This is a genomic window from Stenotrophomonas maltophilia group sp. msm4 (assembly GCF_032025605.1).
GTDB lineage: Bacteria > Pseudomonadota > Gammaproteobacteria > Xanthomonadales > Xanthomonadaceae > Stenotrophomonas > Stenotrophomonas sepilia.
In genome coordinates, this window is the sequence record NZ_JAVSKK010000002.1 from 681,539 (window position 1) to 702,011 (window position 20,473).

Here is a 20,473-nt window from a genome sequence, read left to right on the forward strand (position 1 = left end):
ATCATCCGTGTTCCGCGCACTTCACAGGATGTGAACGAAACGCGGGAACCTCCTCCCCCCCAGGACCCCTTGCACGCATGCGCATCCTGCTTGCCCGCCACGGTGAAACGCCGTGGAACGCCGAAGGCCGCTATCAGGGCCAGATCGACATCCCGCTGTCGCCGATCGGCGAAGCCCAGGCCCAGGCACTGGGTGCCCGCCTGGCCTCGGTCGACATTACCCGTGCCGTCGCTTCGCCGCTGTCGCGCGCGCAGCGCACCGCGCAGCTGGCGCTTGGCGCCGCCCGTGCCGACATGCTGCTGACCGAGCCGGAACTGCAGGAAATCGCCCACGGCGAATGGGAAGGGCTGCTGGCCAGCGAGATCCATGAGAAGGATCCGTCGCGCCTGCAGGCCTGGCGCGAGGAGCCGGATACCGTGCTGATGCCCGGCGGCGAATCGCTGCGCCTGGTGCTGGAGCGCAGCTGGCGCGGCCTGGCCCGCGCCACCGAGGGCCTCGGCGAGCACGACACCCTGCTGGTGGTCGCCCATGACGCGGTGAACCGCGTGATCCTGTGCAAGGTGCTGGGCCTGCCGATCTCCCGCCTGTGGACCTTCCGCCAGGCACCGACCACGCTCAACCTGCTCGAAGGCGCCGACCTTGACAGCCTGGAAGTGGTGCGCCTGAACGACTGCGCCCACCACACGCCGTTCTTCGGCGAAGCCAAGCACCGCGCACTCTGATCGATCCCCTCGCACCAACTGCTTCTGCTGGAACCGCTGCCGTGACGAACACCCCGACCACCCTGGCCGACTGGCTGGACTACATTGAACGCCAGCACCCGGCGAGCATCGACATGGGCCTGGAGCGCGTGCGCGCCGTGGCCACGGCGATGGGCCTGGGGGCGCCGGCCAAGCGCACCATCGTGGTCGGTGGCACCAACGGCAAGGGCTCCACCGTGGCCTTCATCGAAGCCATTGCACGTGCCGCCGGCTGGAAGGTGGGCGCGTACACCTCGCCACACCTGCTGCGCTACAACGAGCGCGTGCGCATCGACGGCCAGGACGTGGACGATGCCGCGCTGGTCGCTGCGTTCAGTGCGGTCGAGGCCGCGCGTGGCGAGACCACGCTGACCTATTTCGAGTACGGCACGCTGGCTGCGCTGCAGCTGTTCGCCGACGCCGGGCTGGACCTGGCGGTGCTGGAAGTGGGCCTGGGCGGCCGCCTGGATGCGGTCAACATCGTCGATGCCGATGTGGCGGTGATCACCACCGTGGACATTGACCACGCCGAGTGGCTGGGCGAGGACCGCGAGGCGATCGGCACCGAGAAGGCCGGCATCATCCGCGGCTGGAAGCCGGTGATCCTGGGCGAGACCGACCCGCCCTCGAGCGTGCTCGCGCGTGCCTACCTGGTCGGTGCCAACGCGATCCGCGGCGGCAGCGATTACTTCTACGAGCCGATCGACGCCCAGCGCTGGCGCTGGCGCGATGTCGGCCTGCGCATGGAATTGCCGACCCCGGCGCTGGCCGGCCCGATCCAGCTGGCCAATGCCGGTGCGGCCATCGCCGCGCTGCGCGCGCTGGACAAGCCGGTGCCGCGCGCGGCGTGGGCCGCCGGTATCGCGGCGGCGCGCATTCCGGGCCGCCTGCAGGCGTTCGAGCGTGGCGGTGTGCAGATCCGCGTCGACGTCGGGCATAACCCGCAGGCGGCGGGCCAGCTGGCGCGCGCGCTGAAGGCCGAGGCGTCGGCCGGGCGCACCTTGGCGGTGTATGCCGCATTGCAGGACAAGGACGCGGTGGGTGTGGTGCAGGCATTGCAGGGCGTGGTTGCCGAGTGGACCCTTGCCGGCCTGGACGGCCCGCGCGGCCAGAGTGCCGCCCAGTTGCAGGCGCGCCTGGCCGAGACCGCTGCTGGCAGCGCGCAGCTGGCCGCTTCGGTCGAACAGGCGCTGGCGCAGGTACTGGCCCGGGCCGAGCGCGGTGACCGCGTACTGGTGTTTGGCTCCTTCCATACCGCTGCCGCCGCATTGCAGTGGTTGCAGGGCAGCGCCTGAGCCACGTTCAGCCAATCCCGACGCCGTCCGGTCCGGCACCTGTATAATCGACCGCAACCTCCGGACAGTTGCCGCCTCACGTGGATACGCCTCTGAAACAGCGTCTGATTGGTGCCATCGTGCTGGTTGCACTGGCCGTGATTTTCCTGCCGATGCTGGTCAAGGGGCCTGCACCGGACAGCGGCGTGGCCTCGGTGCCTATCGCCGCGCCGGATGCACCGGCCGATGGCCAGTTCGAAACCCGTGAACTGCCGCTGGTGGCCCCGGCCGGTGGGGCTACCGGCCTGCAGACCGGGCAGGCCAAGCCGCTGCAGGAGGCCGCCACGCCGGCCACGCCGCCGACCGTGGACACGTCCCCGGCGGTTGCCGCCGGCAACTACGCCGTCACTTTCGGCGCCTACGGCAGCAAGGCCGACGCCGATGCCGTGATCGCCTACCTGCAGCGCTCGCAGCTGCCGGGCTTCGCAGAAGCGACTACCATCAACGGCCGTCAGGCATGGCGTGTGCGCGTGGGGCCGTATGCCGACCGTGCACAGGCCGAGGCGGCCCGGCTGCAGGCGGTGAAGATCCGCGCCGATGTGAAGGCCGAAGTGATCACCCTGGATGCCGCAACGGGCAGTAGCGCCCCGGTGGCAGCTACCCCGGCACCGGCTACGCCAAGCGCCAGTACCCCGTCCGCAGCCACCTCGCCGTCCGCCAGCAGCAACCCGGTGCGCAGCGAAAGCCTGCCGCCGAGTACGCCGACTGCGACGGCCACTCCGGCGGCCAAGCCCGAGCCGCCGAAGCCGGCGCCGAAGCCCGAAACCCCGAAGCCCGAGCCGAAGCCGGAGGCCACCGCCAGCAAGCCGGTGACGGCACCGACCACGCCGGCTGCACCGGCGGCCAGCGGCGTCGGCTTCGCCGTGCAGCTGGGCGCGTTCGGTCAGGCCAGCGATGCCAATGCGCTGCGTGACAAGGTCCGTGCTGCCGGCTTCAGCGCCTTCGTCGAGCAGGTGCGTACCGAAAAGGGCACCCTGCATCGCGTCCGTGTCGGACCGGTGGCCAACCGGGCTGACGCCGAACAGCTGAAGGCGCAGGTCGCCGCCAAGGTTGGCGTCGCCGGCATGGTCCGACCGCACCCATGACCGACGCGCAGGCCCGTTGCCAGCGCCGCCGAAGGAGCGGGGCGCCATGATCGACGTGGTGCTGCTGATCGTGATCGCCGCCTCGACGCTGCTCGGGATGCTGCGTGGCTTCGTGGGAATCGTCATCGGCACGTTGTCGTGGCTGCTGGCCGCATGGGCGGCCTTCGCCTTCGGCAACGATGCCGCGCGCTGGTGGGCGGCGCCCGCCGCACCTGGCGGCGAACATTTCGTCGGCGGCTACCTGGGCGTGGGCATTGGCGTGATGATCGTGGTCGCGGTGATCGGCATGGTCATCAAGGCGATGATCCATCGCAGCATGCTGACCAGCCTGGACCGGTTGCTGGGCGGTGTACTGGGGGCCGTGCGAGGTGGCCTGATCGCGGCGATCCTGGTGCTGCTGGCCGGCTTCACCCCGCTGACTGCCGAGCCCTCCTGGAAGCGCTCGGCGGTTCGCCCGGTGCTGAATCCGGCCGTGACCTGGATGAACGGGAAGCTGCCGCGCTGGCAGGTACCGGGCGCCGATATGCTGCCCAAGGCCTTGCCGACCGACATGCTGTCCCCATCTGCATTGATGGAATTGGGGAAGAACGCAGGCGCCGGGTTGGGAAAGCCGGGCGGGGCAGGCGATAATGGCATTCTCAACCAGGTAGTGGCGGGCGGCGGATGGCTGCGGCCCGCGAAAGCGGAACAGGGCGATGCATACGATCCGGCCGAAGTGCGCCCGGACGCCCCAGCACTGCCGGACAGTATCGAGCCGGACGATCCGGCCAATGTCGACCGCAGGCGCGGCGACCACCGCGGCCAGGTACGGCCACCTTCCTTGTAACTGGGCACAGCCCAGCGGAGACCTCGCACCATGTGTGGCATCGTCGGAATCGTCGGCAACCAGAACGTCGCCGGGCAGTTGTATGACGGCTTGACCGTTCTCCAGCATCGCGGCCAGGACGCGGCAGGTATCGCCACCGCCAATGGCAGCCGCCTGCGGGTGCAGAAGGCCACCGGCCTGGTCCGCGATGTGTTCGACGCCCGCACCATGTCCACGCTGGAAGGCAGCGTCGGCATCGCGCACGTGCGCTATCCGACGGCAGGTTCGGAAGGCATGGACGAGGCACAGCCGTTCTACGTGAATTCGCCTTACGGCATCGCGCTGGCCCACAACGGCAACCTGATCAACACCGAGGCGCTGCGCCAGCAGGTGTTCGAACAGGACCGGCGCAACGTCAACACCGATTCGGACAGCGAAGTGCTGCTGAACGTGTTCGCCTACGAACTGGAGCAGCAGCGCCAGCTCAGCCCGGAAGCCGCGATCCGCGCGGTGGCCGGCGTGCATCGCCGCTGCAAGGGCGGCTATGCAGTGGTCAGCGTGGTGCTGGGCCTGGGCCTGGTGGCCTTCCGCGACCCGCATGGCATCCGCCCGCTGGTGCTGGGCAAGCGCAGCCACGCAGAAGGCGACGAGTACATCGTGGCGTCCGAGTCGGCCGCGCTGGACGTGCTGGGTTTCCAGCGCGTGCGTGACGTGCAGCCGGGCGAAGCGCTGGTGATCACCGCGCGCGGCGAGCTGTTCTCGGAAATCTGCGCCGAGCCGGCCGAGCACACACCATGCATCTTCGAATACGTCTACTTCGCGCGCCCGGATTCGATGATCGACAACGTCTCGGTGCACAAGGCACGCATGCGCATGGGCATCAAGCTGGGCGAGAAGATCCTGCGCCTGCGCCCGGACCACGACATCGACACCATCATCCCGATCCCGGATACCTCGCGCGATGCCGCGCTGGAGATCTCCAATGTGCTCGGGGTGAAGTACCGCGAAGGCTTCATCAAGAACCGCTACATCGGCCGCACCTTCATCATGCCGGGGCAGGGTGAACGCGTGAAGTCGGTGCGCCGCAAGCTCAACCCGATCCACCTGGAGTTCCGCAACCGCGTGGTGCTGCTGGTGGACGATTCGATCGTGCGTGGCACCACCAGCCAGCAGATCGTGCAGATGGCCCGTGATGCCGGCGCGCGCAAGGTCTACCTGGCCAGCGCCGCGCCGCCGGTGCGTTACCCGAACATCTACGGCATCGACATGCCGGCGGCCGAAGAGCTGGTCGCGCACAACCGCACGGTGGAAGAGATCGAGGCCCACCTGGGCTGCGACTGGCTGATCTACCAGGACCTGGAAGACATGGAAGCGGCGGTGAGCGAAGGCAACCCGGCGCTGCGCAGCTTCGATTCGTCCTGCTTCAACGGCCACTACCCGACCGGTATCGAGCCGGGCTACTTCGAGCGCATCCAGCAGTTGCGTTCGGACGATGCCAAGCACAAGCGCCGCGCCTGAGGATCAGGCGTGGTGGATGTGCCCGACGTTGGTGGCGACCTGCTGCGCGCTGCGCAGCAGTGCCTGGCTGAAGCCGATCCGCTGCGCAAGGTCGCATTGACCCAGGCGTATGCGGCCGCGTTCCGTGCCGGCCGCCTGAAGGTGGCCGCGGATGCGCCGCCGCCGGATCCGATCTGCATGCCGGGTCGTCCGGGACGACTGGTGCTGGTGCATCCGCGCGAGGTGCCACGGCGTGGACTGGGTGGCGTGGAAGGGCGGGCTGCCTTCATCCACGCGATTGCCCATATCGAGCTCAATGCGATCGACCTGGCCTGGGACGCGGTGTACCGGTTCCGGGGCCTGCCGTCGGCGTTCCATGCTGATTGGGTCAGCTGTGCCGATGACGAATCGCGGCATTTCATGCTGCTGCGCGAGCGCCTGCAGGTGCATGGCCACGACTATGCGGATTTCCCCGCACACAACGGTCTGTGGGAAATGTGCGAAAAGACCGCGCATGACGGCCTGGCGCGCATGGCGCTGGTGCCGCGCGTGCTGGAAGCGCGTGGCCTTGACGTCACCCCGGGCATGATCGAGAAGCTGCGCAATGTCGGTGATGGCGAAACCGCCGATGTGCTGGAGGTGATCCTGCGTGAGGAAGTGGCGCATGTTGCCGCCGGTTCGCGCTGGTATCGCTGGTACTGCGACCGCGCCGGTGTCGAGCCGCGCGCGCGTTTCAAGGAGCTGCTGGTGGAGTACGCCGGCGGCTACCTGCATGGGCCGTTCAACATGGAAGCGCGCCTGCTGGCCGGATTCGATGCGGACGAACTCGCCAACCTGGTCGAGCAGGCCGGTTGAAGAAAAGGGGACGGAGGGAATCAAGTCGTTTTGGCACAAGCGACTTGATTCCCTCCGTCCCCTCTTTCATGCGTTCGGCAGTACCACGCGCTTGCCATCCACCGTTGGCCGGTTGATGTAGAACAGGCCGGGGCCCGGCCGGTACGGCAGCTCGCTGACGCCGGCATCGGCAGCGTAGGTCAGTGCGGTGTCGCCCAGCGCGTCGAAGTTCCAGTGCGCCGACTGCATCAGGTAACGCCGTCGCAACAGCGCCTCCTGCGTTTGCGTCAGTGGCTGCCCGGCCACCAGTCGTCGTGCGATCGGTTGCAGGGCCGACGGCAGTTCCCAGTCGGGGACTGCGTTGGCATTGGCCGTCCATTGCACGCCGGCATCGATGGCATGCTGCTGCATCACCTGAAGCGCGATCAGCTGGTAGCGCCAGTCGATGCGCCGGCGCAACACCACGGCCGCCGTCACGTACAGCACCGGTGACAGCACTACGCTGCGGCTGCCGGCGCGACGCTGTTGCTGCCACTGGTGCCAGACATCCACCCAGACTTCCTTTTCGTCCAGGCCCAACTGCTGCCGCCAGCGCTCGGCGTCGGCCTGTGCCTCGGCGTAGGCCGTGGTCGCCTGCAGGATCGCCAGCGGTGGCGTCTGGTACTCGGCCACGCTCGGGCGGCGCAGCAGCTGCCGGCGCGGGCGACTGAGCAGCTTGGGCCCTTCTTCGAGCTGGTTGTAGCCGCCGCCGATGTTGGCGTGTACGCCGGGCAGGGCGATCTCGGTGAACGTTGGCGCCACGCTGGTCAATGGATAGTGCTGGCGATGCTCGTCACGCGCGCTCAGTTGCAGCACCTGCCTGGCAACGCCTGCATGCAGCGCGAGATGAGGTTGTTCGTCGGTGCGGCCACCGCTGACCGCAACCACCGTGTCGAACAGGCCGATGAAGCGCAGCGGCGGAGCGGCCGGGGCGAAGTCCGTTGTGCAGGACAGGCCAGCGGCCTGCAACAGCTGCCGCCAGCGGGTGCGATCCCAGGCCTGCAACTGGTTGGCCACATCGCGCGCGGCGGCCGCACCCCGTGAAAAGCCAAACAGATCCAGCTGCACGCCACGCAGTGGTCGCTGCCAGCGCGTAGCGAGTGCACCCAGTGCCGCCGGCAGCAGCACCTGCAGCGCGCGCTGCACTTTGGCGCGCACACCGCTGGCGCCAATGCCGAACGCCAGTCCGATCAGGTCGTCGTCGGCGTCATCGCGGGTACCGACACCTTCCACGTAGATCGACAGGGAGGGGCGCGCCGATGTCCCGCTGCGGCTGTCCGGGTACAGCTGCTGCAGGCGGGCGATGTTGGTCAGGCCATTGTCGTAGCTGCTGGTCAACCGGCTCTGGTAGGTCGAATCGTCATCCGCACGCAGCTGCGCCGGGCGCGGTTGCGGCAGCTGGGGCCTGCCACGGGCCAGGTTGTGTGCGTTGTTGCGGGTGCCATCGAAGAACAGCCCGATCCGCAGCAAGCCGACATCTTCGTCCGTGTCCTGCGATGGTGCCATGTGCATTCCCCGTCGTGGCTGCGTCACGGTAGCGCGAAAGCGGTGTGTTGGCGACGTGTAGTAACGCTTTTGACCTTACTTAACCCAGATGCGGTCGATCACAAATCCTGATTTTCACTTCTCTCGCCTATTGAATTCACACGACCGGCGCAGGCCATATGACCAGACCCGGCAAACCGGGTCGTGCTGCATCAACGCTGTTCACATCATTCAAGGAGCGACGCAATGTTGTCCAGATCGATTGGCAAAGCGGCAGGTGGCCTGGTGTTGGGTTTGTCGGTGGCAGCGGCCGCACATGCGGCACCATTGTTCGAGCCGGTGACGGTCATCAGCCGCGCATCGGCAAACAGCGAGCCCGCACTGGGCAAGCTGCTGGCCACCCCGTCCACGGCGACGGTACAGGAAGTGCGTGTCGATGCAGCAGCTACTGCACAACCGCAGCTGGAATTCGAACTGCTCGGCCGGCGGGTGCAGGCGGTGCGCAGCAAGGTCGAAGCACTGCCCGATGGCGGCAGCATCTGGTACGGCCAGTTCCGTTCGCCCTCGGACAAACTGACCGCGGCCACCTCCAACGGCCAGGACGACCCCGGCAATTCGCTGATCCTGGTGCGCTCGGGCGACACCGTCACCGGCTCGATCCGCAAGGATGGAAAGCTGTATCGCCTGCGCCCGTTGGGCAACCGCCACGTGCTGGTGGAAGTGGATGAATCGCGGATGCCGGCCGACCATCCGGCCGACTACAACCAGCTGCCGAAGATCCCGATGGGCAACAACGATCGCATCGGCATCGCGCAGGCATCGTCCGGTACGCCGGCGACCATCCGTGTGCTGGTGGTGGCGACCAATGCCGCCGTCGCCGCCTATGGCGGCAACATGCAGTCGCTGGTCCAGCTGGCGGTGGCCGAGTCCAACCAGGGCTACGGCAACAGCAACGTCGGCCTGACGCTGCAACTGGCCGGTTACGAGACCACCAGCTACAGCGAGTCTGGCAACTTCACCACCGACCTGTCGCGTTTCCGTGGCACCAGCGACGGCTACATGGACAGCATCCACACCAGCCGCAACACCACCGCGGCCGATGTCGGCGTGCTGCTGATCAACAACAGTGCCTACTGCGGCCTGGCCTCGGGGATCGGCTCGACCGCGTCGACGGCGTTCGCGGCGGTGTACTGGGATTGCGCGACCGGCTACTACTCATTCGCGCATGAGATCGGCCACCTGCAGAGCGCGCGGCATGACATCGCCACCGACCCGAGCACATCGCCCTACGCCTATGGCCACGGCTACCGCTATGAGCCGTCCAGCGGCACCGGCTGGCGCACGATCATGGCCTATAACTGCACCCGCAGCTGCCCGCGCCTGAACTACTGGTCCAACCCGAACATCAGCTACAACGGCATCCCGATGGGCAACGCCAGTACCGCCGACAACCAGCGCGTGCTGGTCAACACCAAGGCCACCATCGCGGCCTTCCGCTGAGTCTGTACTGTCCGCGGCCGCCTTGTGCGGCCGCGGATTTCCTGCCGGCGGGAATTACCCGCGGGGCAGGGTATCCAGCGACCAGCCATTGGCATCCACGCGCAGCACCGAGCCCTGTTCGTACCAGTCGCCGAGCACGATGCGGGTGCGGTCGCGGCCGCCGGCCTGCAGCGTATGGATGGCCGGGCGGTGGGTATGGCCATGGATCATGGTGTCCACGCCGTGGCGGACGAAGGTTGCATCGACTTCGGACGGGGCGACGTCGGTGACGGTCTCGAACTGCGCGCGATCGCCCTGCTTCATTTCCGACTGGCGGGCCTGGCTCGCCTCGCGCGCCTTCTGCGCGAAGGCGATGCGTGCGGCCAGCGGCTGCGACAGGAACTGCGCCTGGAACACCGGGTCGCGGGTCTGCGCACGGAACTGCTGGTAGGGGATGTCATCGGTGCACAGCAGGTCACCATGCTGCAGCAGCACCGGGCGGCCGTACAGCTCGATCACGCACGGGTCGGGCAGGATGCGCAGGCCGGCACGGCGCGCATAGTCCTCGCCAAGCAGGAAATCGCGGTTGCCGCGGATGAAGTACACGGGCACGCCGCTGTCGGACAGCACCTTCAACGCATCGGCCACCGCATCGGCGGCCGGAGAGGGCGTGTCGTCGCCGATCCAGGCCTCGAACAGGTCGCCGAGAATGTACAGCGCATCGGCGCCGGGCGCCTGCTCGCGCAGGAAGCGCAGGAACAGGTCGGTGATCTCCGGACGGCTGGGGTCCAGGTGCAGGTCGGAAATGAACAACGTGGTCATGCCTGCATTCTAGGCCATCAATGATGATGGTAGCGCCGCGGGAGTCGCGCGGTCGGATCGCATTTCCGGCGGAAAAGCGATCTGATCCCTGGGCTACACCGGCAGCGGCAGCCAGGTCAGGCTGGCCGAAGCCAGCAGGACGGCGATGCCCGTGGCGGCGAGCACGTCGGAAGGATAGTGCAGGCCCAGCACCACCCGCGACAGCGCGACACCGAGGGTGAACGGTACCAGCAAGGGTGCCAGCCAGGGGTAGTAGGCCAGCGCGACGATGGTGAACGACACTGCGTGCAGGGTGTGCCCGGACGGGAAGCTGAATTCGTCCAACGGTGCCACCCAGGCGCGGATGCGAAGATCGGCCGCGTAAGGCCGCGGACGCCGCGTCCAGCGCTTGAGGCCCTTGTACAGCAGCAATGCGGCCAGGCCGGTGGCGGCCATGTGCACCGAGGCGCGCAGGCCATCGAAGCCATCCAGCACCACCAGCGCAGCCATCAGCACATACCAGAACACGCCATCGCCGAGACGGCTGATGGCCGAGAACAGGCGGCGCACGCGGCGGCGCCGGCAGTAGTGGTTCGCCCGCCGGCACAAGCGCGCCTCGCGCCCTGCCAGCAGTTCAAGCGGCGTGGTGCGCATGGCCGCTCCTCCGCGACTGCGCAAGCTCGGCCAGCAACGCATCGAACTCGTCCACCACCTGCTGTGGATGCAATCGCTTCATCGCACGTGAGGCATTGCCGCCCAGTTCGTGGCGTTTCGCGTCATCGGCGGCCAGTTGCACGGCGGCCTCGATGAACTGCTCGTCGCTGTCCACCGCTGCGCCGTTCTCGCCGTTGCGCAGGTACTCACGCGCGGCGCCGTAGTCGAAGGCCACGGTGGCCACACCGCTGGCCATGCTTTCCAGAGTCACGTTGCCGAATGTCTCGCTGCGGCTGGGGAACAGGAACAGATCGCCGCTGGCGAAGTGGCGGGCCAGCGCATCGCCGCGCTGGATGCCACAGAAGATGAAATCGGGATTTTCATGTGCCAGCTTCTCGCGGGCCGGGCCGTCACCCACCCATACAAAGCGTGCCTTGGGCCGGATCTGCTGCAGGCGGCGGAATGCCTTCACCGCCAGGCCGAGGTTCTTTTCGGCAGCAATGCGGCCGACATGGATCGCCACCAGGCCGTTGCCATCCACGCCCCATTCCTCGCGCAGTGCAGGGTCGCGCCGGCCTGGATCGAACTGCTGGCTGTCCACCGCACGGGCCAGCAGGCGCACGCGTTCGAAGCCCTGTTCGCCGAGGAACTGCTGTAGTTCGCGGGTCGGCACCAGGGTAGCGTCCGCCTGGTTGTGGAAGCGGCGCATCCAGCGCATGGCCGCGGCCTGCAGCCATGCCACGCCATAGTCGGGCAAGTACTCGTCGAAGCGGGTGTGGAAGCCGCTGGCCACCGGAATGCCGAGGCGACGTGCGGTACGCAGTGCCGACCAGCCGAGTGGACCTTCTGTGGCGATGTAGACCGCATCCGGACGCTGATTCTGCCAATGGCGGCCCAGCCGGATCGGGGCTGGCAGGCCGAAGCGCAGGCCGGGGTAGCGGGGCAGGGCAGCGCCGGGAACCAGCAGGGTGCCGGGTGCCGAATCCAGCGCTTCGGTGGACTGGCGGGGGCGGACGAGGTCGATCTCGTGTCCGGCTGCACGCAGACCCTGCTCCAGGCCCTGTACGGTGAGGGCGACGCCGTTGACTTCCGGCGGATAGGTCTCGGTGACGATGGCATAGCGCATGGCGGGCCTCCCGGTTTCCGGCATGCTCGGGCCTGGCGATGTAGCCGACATGACCGCTTTGCGACCGTCAGATGACGGGGGCGCCGGCCACCGAAGGGGCGCTGCGGCCAACAAAAAACCACGGCCCCGAAGGGCCGTGGTCCTGGTGCTTCATGTCACAGCGCGATGGATCAGAAGCGCTGCTGGTACTTCATGTAGACGAAGCGGCCGATGTCGTAGCCACCGTAGTACGAGAAGGCCGAGTTCGGCTTGCTGTACATGATCGGGCCGGTCTTTTCGAACACGTTGTTGGCACCGACCGACACGGTGGCATCCCACGGCAGCGAGTAACGCACCTGCACGTCGTGGAAGGTGACCGCACCACGCTCGTTGTAGTTGCGGGCGCCCTTGTACCACGGTGCATACACACCCGGATCCGAGCATTCGTCCGGGTACAGCGCGATGTTCGAGCAGGTTTCCTTCACGCCCGAGTAGTAACGCGCGGTCCAGCTCGCGCCGAAGTTGCCCCGCTCGTAGCCCAGCACCAGGTTGGAACGGACGCGGAAGGCGCTGCCGATGCCGTTGGTGACGATCGGAACGATCGAGTTGTCGTTGGAGGTGCGGTAGGTCGCACTGGACACGTAGGTGGTGGCCGAGTTCACGTTGAACTTGCCGAACCGGGTGTCCAGACGGTAGCTCACGTCCAGGTCGTAGCCTTCGGTTTCCATGAAGCCCGCGTTGCGGTTGCCGAACTTCAGGTTGGTCACGATGCCGGTCACCGGGTCACGCTGGAAGCGCGAGCAGCGCGCTTCGATGCCCGACTCGTAGCAGTCCTGCAGGATCTGGGTCGGCGTGTCGGCGATGATCGTGTTGTCGATGCGGATCTTCCACCAGTCCAGCGAGGCGTTGAAGCCCTGGATGAAGCTCGGGCTCCAGACCAGGCCCAGGGTCTTGCTGGTCGAGGTTTCCGGCGTCAGCAGCGGGTTGGACCCGGAGGTGAACGGCACCGGCGTCGCGTCCGTCGACGTGTTCACCGGGGTGCCGCCCTGGCGCAGCTGGCGGAAGGTATTCGCATTGGCGATGTCGCGTGCGCAACGTGCACGGACTTCGGCGCTGGAGGCCGAGGAACCGAAACGGGTGTCGCACGGATCGCTGAACTGCGCGAAGGTCTCCGAACCACCACCGAACAGGTCGCTGATGGTCGGTGCACGGAAGCCCTCGGCCCAGGTGCCACGCACCATCAGCGAGTCGATCGGCTTCCACTTGAAGCCGAACTTGCTGTTGAGCGTGTTGCCGAAGGTGTTGTAGTCCGAGAAGCGGGTTGCGCCATTGAAGGTCAGTTCCTTCGCGCCCGGCAGGTCGGCCAGCACCGGAACGTTCACTTCCAGGTAGGCCTCGTTGACGGTGTAGTCACCGCCGGTCGGGCCTGCGGCCAGGTTGGTGGTAGCGCCGGTCTGGGCCAGGGCATCCGGGGTGTACTTGCCTTCTTCCTTGCGGCTTTCCACGCCGAAGGCGAAGCCGAGATCGCCAGCCGGCAGGGTCACGATGCTGCCAGCGATGTTGGCAAAGAAGTTCTTGGAGGTGGTGCGGCCCTTGGTGATCTCTTCCGGGAACAGCCACGCCTGCAGTTCTTCGTTGCCGTACAGGCCATCGGCAGCCGTCGTGCCATACGGCACCAACGGGTTCCACGGCTTGCACACGTCATAGGAGATCGGTGCAGCTGCGGTACCGCACTGCACCTTGCCGGTGGCGGCGTTGTAGAACGACGGGCCGACGCCGCCGGCGACGCGACCCTTGTGCAGGTTGCCGGTGGCCACCGATTCCAGCTCATTGCGGTTGTACTGGTAGCCCACTTCCCAGTCGAAGTAGCGGCTGCCGATCTCGAACGAACCGTCGAACGACGCCACCGCGCGGTAGGTCTTCAGCTCGCTGGTGGTCACGCGCGGCACTTCCCAGGTGCGGCGGTTCCAGGCCACGGCGGTCGGGTTGGCGTAACCGTGCTGGCGGCCGAACGGGTTGAAGTAGCTGTTGATCGACATCGAGCCGACACCGGCGGTGCTCGACTGCAGCGGATAGCCCGCGATCTGACGGGTGGACTCACGCTTGTTGTAGCCCAGCTCGGTGCGGAAGTTGACGCTGTCGGTGATCTTGAAGCGGCCGTCGAAATAGACCGAGTCGCGCTTGACCGGATACATCACATGCATCTGGTCGTTGGCGTTGCTCACGTCACCGGTGAAAGGCGTGGTATCGGTGAGGTGGTAATTGGCCGGGTTGGTGGGATCCGCGCCGCGGTTGAGGGAATAGCCGCAACCCGCAGTGGCGGTACAGCCCGGGCCGCGCAGACCCGTGAACTGGCCGTACTGGCTGATCGTGGTCCAGTTGCTGCTGTCGTAAGGATGGCGATCGGTCATGCCGTACTTGCTGAAGCCGCGATCGCGCGCCCACACGCCCTTCTCTTCGGCATGCTCGGCCGACAGGGTCAACGACACGCGCTCATTGCTCCAGCCGGCGACCACGTCGAAGCGGTCGCGGGCACCGTCGCCCTGGCTGTACTGGCCGTGGTAGACGTTGGCAGTCACACCAGTGACATTGGAACGGGTGATGATGTTCACCACACCGGCCATGGCGTCGGAGCCATAGATCGCAGAGGCGCCGTCCTTCAGCACCTCGATGCGTTCCACGGCGGACACCGGCAGCGTGGAGATGTCCTGGTAGCCGGACGTGCTGATGCCCAGGCGCTTGCCGTTGACCAGCACCAGGGTGCGCTGGGTGCCCAGGTTGCGCATGTCGATGTAGGTGCCGCCCGCGTTCTCGCCTGCGGTCAGCGCATTGGCGCGGCTGATGGTCGGGCTGCCCATCGCGGTGACGTTCTGCAGGATGTCGGCAACCGAGCTGAACCCCTGCTTTTCGATGTCGTTGCGGCTGATCGCGAACACCGGCTGTGCGGTTTCCACGTCCACCTGGCGGATGCGCGAGCCGGTGATCTCGATGCGGTCGAGGTTGGTCGGGTTGGCGTTGCTGCCTTCCTGGGCAAACGCGGGCAGCGCTGCCAGCGCTGCAGTGGTAGCCAGGGCGTAGCGGATGGCCTGCCCCAGTGCGGTGGTGCGTGAAGTCATGGCGAGCTCTCTCTCTCTCAGGTCGTGCACAGGACGCCAAAGGGGGCGTCGAAGGAGCCAGCAGGGTCGATGACCGAGCCGGTGACCCGATAGTAGTCTCGTTAGTTAATGCTCTGTAAAGAGTTCGTATCCATTCATGTCACGCGGCCGCGCCAGCCTTCACAAAACGTGAACAAAAGCAGGCGCTTACGTGATGGCAGCGATGGCCCACAGCGCGCCGTTGTGGTGCGGAGCAGCACAAAAAACCGCCAGACTGCGCAAAGTGGGAGTGGGAAATGCGTCACCTCGGTTGTCCTGTGGACAACAGCGGACAGCGTATTCAGGCCACGAACGGACGGAACTGGATGCCCAGCCCGGCGATGCCATCGGTCTCGCCGATCAGGTCCGCGCGCAGCAGCGGGCGGGCATCGATGAAGGCCTGCGGCACGATCAGCGACAGCCGGTTGTCGTCGGCGGTCAGTTCCAGTGCCGGCAGCGGATCGTCTTCGTGGGCGCGATTGAGCAGCACCGCCAGCCGCAGCAGGGCCGCCAGCCGGCGTGCGGTCAGCAGCAGTCGCTCGGGCAGGGCGTCGAAGGCGGTCTTGGTCACGCTGCGGCGGTGGCTGCGCACCAGAGCCGCCAGCATCTGCTGCTCCTGGCGCGAGAAGCCGGCGATATCCGAGTGTTCCAGCACATAGCTGCCATGCACGTGGTAGCCGCTGTGCGCGATCATCAGGCCCAGCTCGTGCAGGCGCGCGGCCCAGCCGAGCATGCGCGCATCGTCGGCATCGAGCCTCCAGCGCTCCTGCACCTGTTCCAGCAGGGACAGCGCGGTGTCCTGCACGCGCTCGGCCTGGACGGTATCGATACCGTAGCGCTGGCTGAGCGCAGCCACCGATTCGTCACGCAGGTCGTTCTCGCCGGCGCGGCCGACGATGTCATACAGGATGCCTTCGCGCATCGCCGCCTTGCTGACCAGCAGTTTCTGCAGGCCCAGCGCCTGGAAGGCCGCTTCCAGCACCAGGATGCCGCCGGCGATGATCGGGCGGCGGTCGCTGGACAGGCCCGGCAGCTGGATGTCGTCGATCTTCTTGGCCTTCAGCAGTTCATCGCGCAGCTGCGGCAGGGCCTCGGCGGTGATGGCGCCCTTGCTCAGCTTCATCGTCGCGCAGATCTCGCTGATCGCCTTGTGCGTGCCCGAAGAGCCCAACGCTTCCTGCCAGCCCAGCGCGCGGTACTTGCTGGCGAAAGGCTGGAACTCGCGGCCAATCTCGGCCAGCGCGTCCTTCCAGCGCTTCTTGCTCAGCTTGCCGCCGGGGAAAAAGCGCCGGGTGCTGGCGATGCAGCCGGCCTGCAGGCTTTCGCGCTCCAGGGTCTGCATGCCCATGCCGATGATGAACTCGGTGGAGCCACCGCCGATGTCGATCACCAGCCGGCGCTGCCCGGGCTTGGGCGGTTGCGCGTGGGCCACGCCCAGGTAGATCAGGCGCGCTTCTTCGCGCCCGCTGACCACTTCGATGGCATGCCCCAGTGCGGTCTCGGCCGGTACCAGGAACGACTGCGGCGAGCGCAGCTGGCGCACGGTGTTGGTGGCCAGCGCGCGCACCCGGTGCGGCGGCACATTGCGGATGCGCTGGCCGAAGCGGGCCAGGCATTCCAGTGCACGTTGGCGTGCAGCGGAAGAGAGACCACCTTTGCCATCCAGGCCATCGGCCATGCGCACCGTCTCGCGCAGGCGGTCGATCACCCGCAGCTGGCCGAGCGTATAGCGCGCGATGACCATGTGGAAACTGTTGGAGCCAAGGTCGATGGCGGCCAGCAGGTCGCCATCCTGCAATGCGGGCGGAGTCGTGGTGGTGTGCGGCATGGACGAATGTTAGCCGAAGGGGCGGTGTGCTCGTCACCGCGCGGCCTTCACATTTTGGAAGAGGGCGTGCCGCAGGACTGCAAGGGGTCAGATCCCTTTCCCGCAGGAAAGGGATCTGACCCCGTGGCGATCGAACCCCGACCAGCGGTCGGGATCTACCGGGGCAGGGTCAGAGCCCCTGCATCAACGCCATCTGCGCCGAATGCGGGGCTTCGTCGTGGGCTGGGGCACGCTTGTGGTAGATGCCGTGCGCGTCCAGTTCCCAGGCGTTGAGGTTGTCGTCAAGGTAGTTCTGCAGGACTTCGCGGTAGACCCGCTTGGCCAGTTCCGGATCGAGGATCGGGAAGCAGGTCTCGACCCGGCGCAGCAGGTTGCGTTCCAGCCAGTCGGCGCTGGCGCAGTACATTTCCGGTGCGCCGTCGTTGCCGAACCAGTAGACGCGGCTGTGTTCCAGGAAGCGGCCGACGATCGAGCGCACGCGGATGTTGTCCGAGATGCCCGGCACGCCCGGTCGCAGCGTGCAGGCGCCGCGGATGATCAGGTCGATCTGCACGCCGGCCTGCGACGCGGCGTACAGCGCGCGCACCACCTGCGGTTCGTTCAGTGCGTTCATCTTGGCGATGATCCGCGCCGGGCGGCCAGCGGCGGCGATGCGCGTCTCGCGCTCGATGCGGCCGAGGATGCCGGTGTGCAGGGTGAAGGGCGACTGCAGCAGGCGCTTGAGCTTCATCTTCGACGCCAGCCCGGACAGCTGCTGGAACAGCAGGTGCACGTCATTGCCGATGTCCGCATCGGCGGTGATCAGGCTGATGTCGGTATACGCGCGGGCGGTGCCGCTGTGGTAGTTGCCGGTACCCAGGTGCACGTAGCGGCGCAGCTTGCGGCCCTCGCGGCGCACGATCAGCAGCATCTTGGCGTGGGTCTTGTAGCCGACCACGCCGTACACCACCTGCACGCCGGCTTCCTGCAGGCGATCGGCCAGGCCGAGGTTGGCTTCTTCGTCGAAGCGGGCGCGCAGTTCGACCACCACGGTCACGTCCTTGCCGTTACGCGCGGCCTGGATCAGCGCATCGACGATCAGTGAGTCCTTGCCGGTGCGGTACAGGGTCTGCTTGATCGCCAGCACGTTCGGATCGATTGCCGCCTGCCGGATCAGGTCCAGCACTGCGGTGAAGGCGTCGAATGGGTGGTGCAGCAGCAGGTCCTGGCGCGCCACCGTCTCGAAGATGCCGTCACTGTCGCGCAGCGTGCGCGGGGTCATCGGCGGGTATTTCAGGTCCGGTTGCGCGATCAGGTCGTACAGCTGGATGATGCGGTTGAGGTTGACCGGGCCATCGATGCGGTACACCGCGTTCTCGGTCAGGCCGAAATTCTGCAGCAGGGTCCGCACGATCTCGCGCGGCATGTCGTGCGCGATCTCCAGCCGCACCGCTGGCCGGTAGCCGCGGTCGACCAGTTCGTCGCGTAGTGCCAGCGCCAGGTTCTCCACTTCCTCCTCGTCCACCACCAGCTCGGAATTGCGGGTGACGCGGAACTGGTAGGCGCCCTGGACTTCCATGCCCGGGAACAGCTCATCGACGAAGGTCGACAGCACCGACGAGAGGAACACGAAGTTCTGGGGCCCGCCGAGCTTTTCCGGCAGCTGGATGATGCGCGGCAGTGAGCGCGGCGCACGCACGATGGCCAGGTGGCCGGCGCGGCCGAACGCATCGGTGCCCTTGAGCACCACCACGATGTTCAGCGACTTGTTGAGGATCTTCGGGAACGGGTGCACCGGGTCCAGGCCCAGTGGCGACAGCACCGGCATGATCTCGTTGCGGAAGTAGGCGCGCAGCCAGCGCTTCTGGCGGTCGGTCCAGGAGTGGCGGCCGAGCACGCCGATGCCGGCCTCCATCAGCGCCGGCCGCAGCGTCTCGTTCCAGCAGCGGTACTGCTGGTCCACCAGTTCGGCGGCGCGGTCATGGATGGCGCTCAGGATGGCCTGCGGGCTCATCCCGTCCGGTGCGGGTGGCAGGCCGTACTCCTGCGCGTGGCGCACGGCGGCGGCGCGGATCTCGAAGAACTCGTCGAGGTTGGTGCAGGAGATGCACATGAAGCGCAGGCGCTCCAGCAGCGGCACCTGCGGGTCCATCGCCTGGGCCAGCACGCGGAAGTTGAAATCCAGCTGTGACAGTTCGCGATTGATGTACAGCGCCGGGTCACGCAACGGATCGTTGTCCGGGCTCACGGGGAGGGGGAGGGATCCGAGGCTGCTCATGGCGTCATTCTTCGATGGAGGTCAAGGGGGCGGACTCGCGCGGGCGCACGTGGTCGGCATCGAAATGGCAGGAGAACACCGAGCCCTTGCCGACTTCGCTTTCAATTTCCAGCCGTGCGTGGTGCAGGCCGAGGATGTGCTTGACGATGGACAGGCCCAGGCCGGTACCACCGCTTTCGCGCGATCGGCTGCTGGAGACACGGTAGAAGCGTTCGGTCAGGCGCGGCAGGTGGGTGGCCGGGATGCCGTAGCCGGAGTCACGCACCGCCAGCACCGCACCGTCGCCCTCGCGGCGGAACTCCACCGCGATGCGCCCACCGGCCGGCGTATAGCGCACCGCATTGGTGACCAGGTTGGAGAAGGCGCTGTGCAGCTCCTTGGTCGAGCCCTGAAGGTCAACGCCGGCCAGGTCGTCGATGCTGATCTGGTGGCGGCCCTGGCTGTGCGCTTCGGCTTCGCGGCGCAGGGTGGCCAGCATCGGCTGCATGGCTACGGTCTCGTCCTCGCTGTGTTCCTGCGATTCGAGGCGCGACAGGGTCAGCAGGTCTTCCACCAGCTGGGCCATGCGCTGGCTCTGCTTGCGCATTTCTTCCAGCATCGGTCCGGTTCCCGGGAAATCCTCCGGGTCCATCATGTCCAGGTAGCCGTGGACCACGGTGAGCGGCGTGCGCAGCTCGTGTGAAACGTTGGCGACGAAATCCCGCCGCACCTGCTCCAGGCGCAGCAGCTTGCTGACGTCACGCGCGATCAGCAGCCAGTAGTCCGACGAATAGGGAATCAGGCGCAGGTTCAGGCGGATCGCCGGATCGACCGGCGAGGGTACGTCCAGGATGGGCTCGGCATTGCGGCCACCGGCCAGCCAGTGCGCCAGCGGCATCGGCTGCAGGCGCTCGACCAGGGCCTCGCCAAGGTCGCCGGGATGGTGCAGGCCGAGCAGGGCGGTAGCCGCTTCGTTGAACCACTGCACGCGCTGGCTGTTGCGATCCAGCACGACGACAGCATCGGGCAGCGCGGCGGCAGCGGCGCGGTAGCTGCGCAGCATGTCCAGCAGGCGGCGCTTGCGCACGCGCATTTCCACCTGGTTGCGGTACAGCAGGCGGTCCAGTTCGTTCCAGACGCCGGTGCCTTCTTCGGCGGTGTCCCAGCGCTGGCGAGCGGTCAGCCGGCGCAGAACGCTGCGCAGGCGCCAGTAATGCCAGGCCAGGGTCGCCAGCGCGCCCAGTGCGATGCACAACCACAGATGGCCCGTGAACCACCCCACCAGTCCGGCGAACAGCAGCACCGCGGCAACGGTGGCCAGGGTCTTCAACCAGGCAGAGCGGATGTGGCGGGGCATTGCGATCTCGTCGTTGAGGTGCGGCGGTTCACTGGGGTGAACCGAGGGTTATAGCAGAGT

The 20,473-nt window shown here is 67.0% G+C and carries 15 protein-coding genes; 7 read left to right on the forward strand and 8 right to left on the reverse strand.

What is annotated here, in order from left to right; translation table 11 throughout:
• Positions 1-77 precede the first annotated feature (77 nt).
• The 6 genes from ROV93_RS12250 (at position 78) to ROV93_RS12275 (ending at position 6,316) form a co-directional block, all read left to right on the forward strand.
• The gene (locus ROV93_RS12250) at positions 78-722 is read left to right on the forward strand and encodes a histidine phosphatase family protein (RefSeq protein ID WP_008268389.1); all 645 of its coding nucleotides are present in this window, start codon (positions 78-80) and stop codon (positions 720-722) included.
• A gap of 41 nt (positions 723-763) precedes the next feature.
• Positions 764-2,035 carry a bifunctional tetrahydrofolate synthase/dihydrofolate synthase gene (gene folC / locus ROV93_RS12255; RefSeq protein ID WP_111008086.1) on the forward strand — a complete coding sequence of 424 codons (1,272 nt, stop codon included), beginning with the start codon at positions 764-766 and terminating at the stop codon, positions 2,033-2,035.
• A gap of 80 nt (positions 2,036-2,115) precedes the next feature.
• On the forward strand, positions 2,116-3,159 hold the full coding sequence (locus ROV93_RS12260; protein ID WP_072169154.1) for an SPOR domain-containing protein: 1,044 nt from the start codon (positions 2,116-2,118) through the stop codon (positions 3,157-3,159).
• A gap of 46 nt (positions 3,160-3,205) precedes the next feature.
• Entirely contained in the window at positions 3,206-3,985 is a 780-nt protein-coding gene (locus tag ROV93_RS12265) for a CvpA family protein (RefSeq protein WP_072169155.1), read from the forward strand.
• Between the two features lie 30 nt (positions 3,986-4,015).
• On the forward strand, positions 4,016-5,482 hold the full coding sequence (purF, locus tag ROV93_RS12270; protein ID WP_049414284.1) for an amidophosphoribosyltransferase: 1,467 nt from the start codon (positions 4,016-4,018) through the stop codon (positions 5,480-5,482).
• Positions 5,483-5,491: 9 nt separating this feature from the next.
• Positions 5,492-6,316: a ferritin-like domain-containing protein gene (locus ROV93_RS12275; RefSeq protein WP_049414282.1), complete on the forward strand. Its 825-nt coding sequence runs from the start codon at positions 5,492-5,494 to the stop codon at positions 6,314-6,316.
• A gap of 66 nt (positions 6,317-6,382) precedes the next feature.
• On the opposite strand, the gene ROV93_RS12280 is transcribed toward ROV93_RS12275, so the two are convergent.
• Entirely contained in the window at positions 6,383-7,840 is a 1,458-nt protein-coding gene (locus ROV93_RS12280) for a DUF2235 domain-containing protein (RefSeq protein ID WP_072169157.1), read from the reverse strand.
• Between the two features lie 225 nt (positions 7,841-8,065).
• Here ROV93_RS12280 and ROV93_RS12285 point away from each other — a divergent pair, with 225 nt between their 5' ends.
• Positions 8,066-9,319, forward strand: coding sequence for a M12 family metallo-peptidase (locus tag ROV93_RS12285; protein WP_069138938.1), 1,254 nt, complete (start codon positions 8,066-8,068; stop codon positions 9,317-9,319).
• 54 nt (positions 9,320-9,373) lie between these two features.
• Here ROV93_RS12285 and lpxH read toward each other — a convergent pair whose 3' ends face one another.
• From lpxH to phoR, 7 genes are all read right to left on the reverse strand, one after another.
• Positions 9,374-10,120, reverse strand: coding sequence for a UDP-2,3-diacylglucosamine diphosphatase (gene lpxH / locus ROV93_RS12290; protein WP_072169156.1), 747 nt, complete (start codon positions 10,118-10,120; stop codon positions 9,374-9,376).
• A 93-nt stretch (positions 10,121-10,213) separates the two neighbouring features.
• Positions 10,214-10,753, reverse strand: coding sequence for a phosphatase PAP2 family protein (locus ROV93_RS12295; RefSeq protein ID WP_065185789.1), 540 nt, complete (start codon positions 10,751-10,753; stop codon positions 10,214-10,216).
• Entirely contained in the window at positions 10,734-11,879 is a 1,146-nt protein-coding gene (locus ROV93_RS12300) for a glycosyltransferase family 1 protein (RefSeq protein WP_180890757.1), read from the reverse strand. The genes ROV93_RS12295 and ROV93_RS12300 overlap by 20 nt, the downstream gene beginning before the upstream one ends.
• A 170-nt stretch (positions 11,880-12,049) precedes the next feature.
• Complete coding sequence (locus ROV93_RS12305) at positions 12,050-14,974, reverse strand: TonB-dependent receptor (RefSeq protein ID WP_072168271.1); 2,925 nt, start codon at positions 14,972-14,974, stop codon at positions 12,050-12,052.
• A 319-nt stretch (positions 14,975-15,293) separates the two neighbouring features.
• Positions 15,294-16,820, reverse strand: coding sequence for an exopolyphosphatase (gene ppx / locus ROV93_RS12310; RefSeq protein ID WP_005415458.1), 1,527 nt, complete (start codon positions 16,818-16,820; stop codon positions 15,294-15,296).
• A 169-nt stretch (positions 16,821-16,989) separates the two neighbouring features.
• Positions 16,990-19,077, reverse strand: coding sequence for a polyphosphate kinase 1 (ppk1, locus tag ROV93_RS12315; RefSeq protein ID WP_053500783.1), 2,088 nt, complete (start codon positions 19,075-19,077; stop codon positions 16,990-16,992).
• 4 nt (positions 19,078-19,081) lie between these two features.
• Complete coding sequence (gene phoR / locus ROV93_RS12320) at positions 19,082-20,413, reverse strand: phosphate regulon sensor histidine kinase PhoR (RefSeq protein ID WP_061479944.1); 1,332 nt, start codon at positions 20,411-20,413, stop codon at positions 19,082-19,084.
• Between the last annotated feature and the right edge of the window lie 60 nt (positions 20,414-20,473).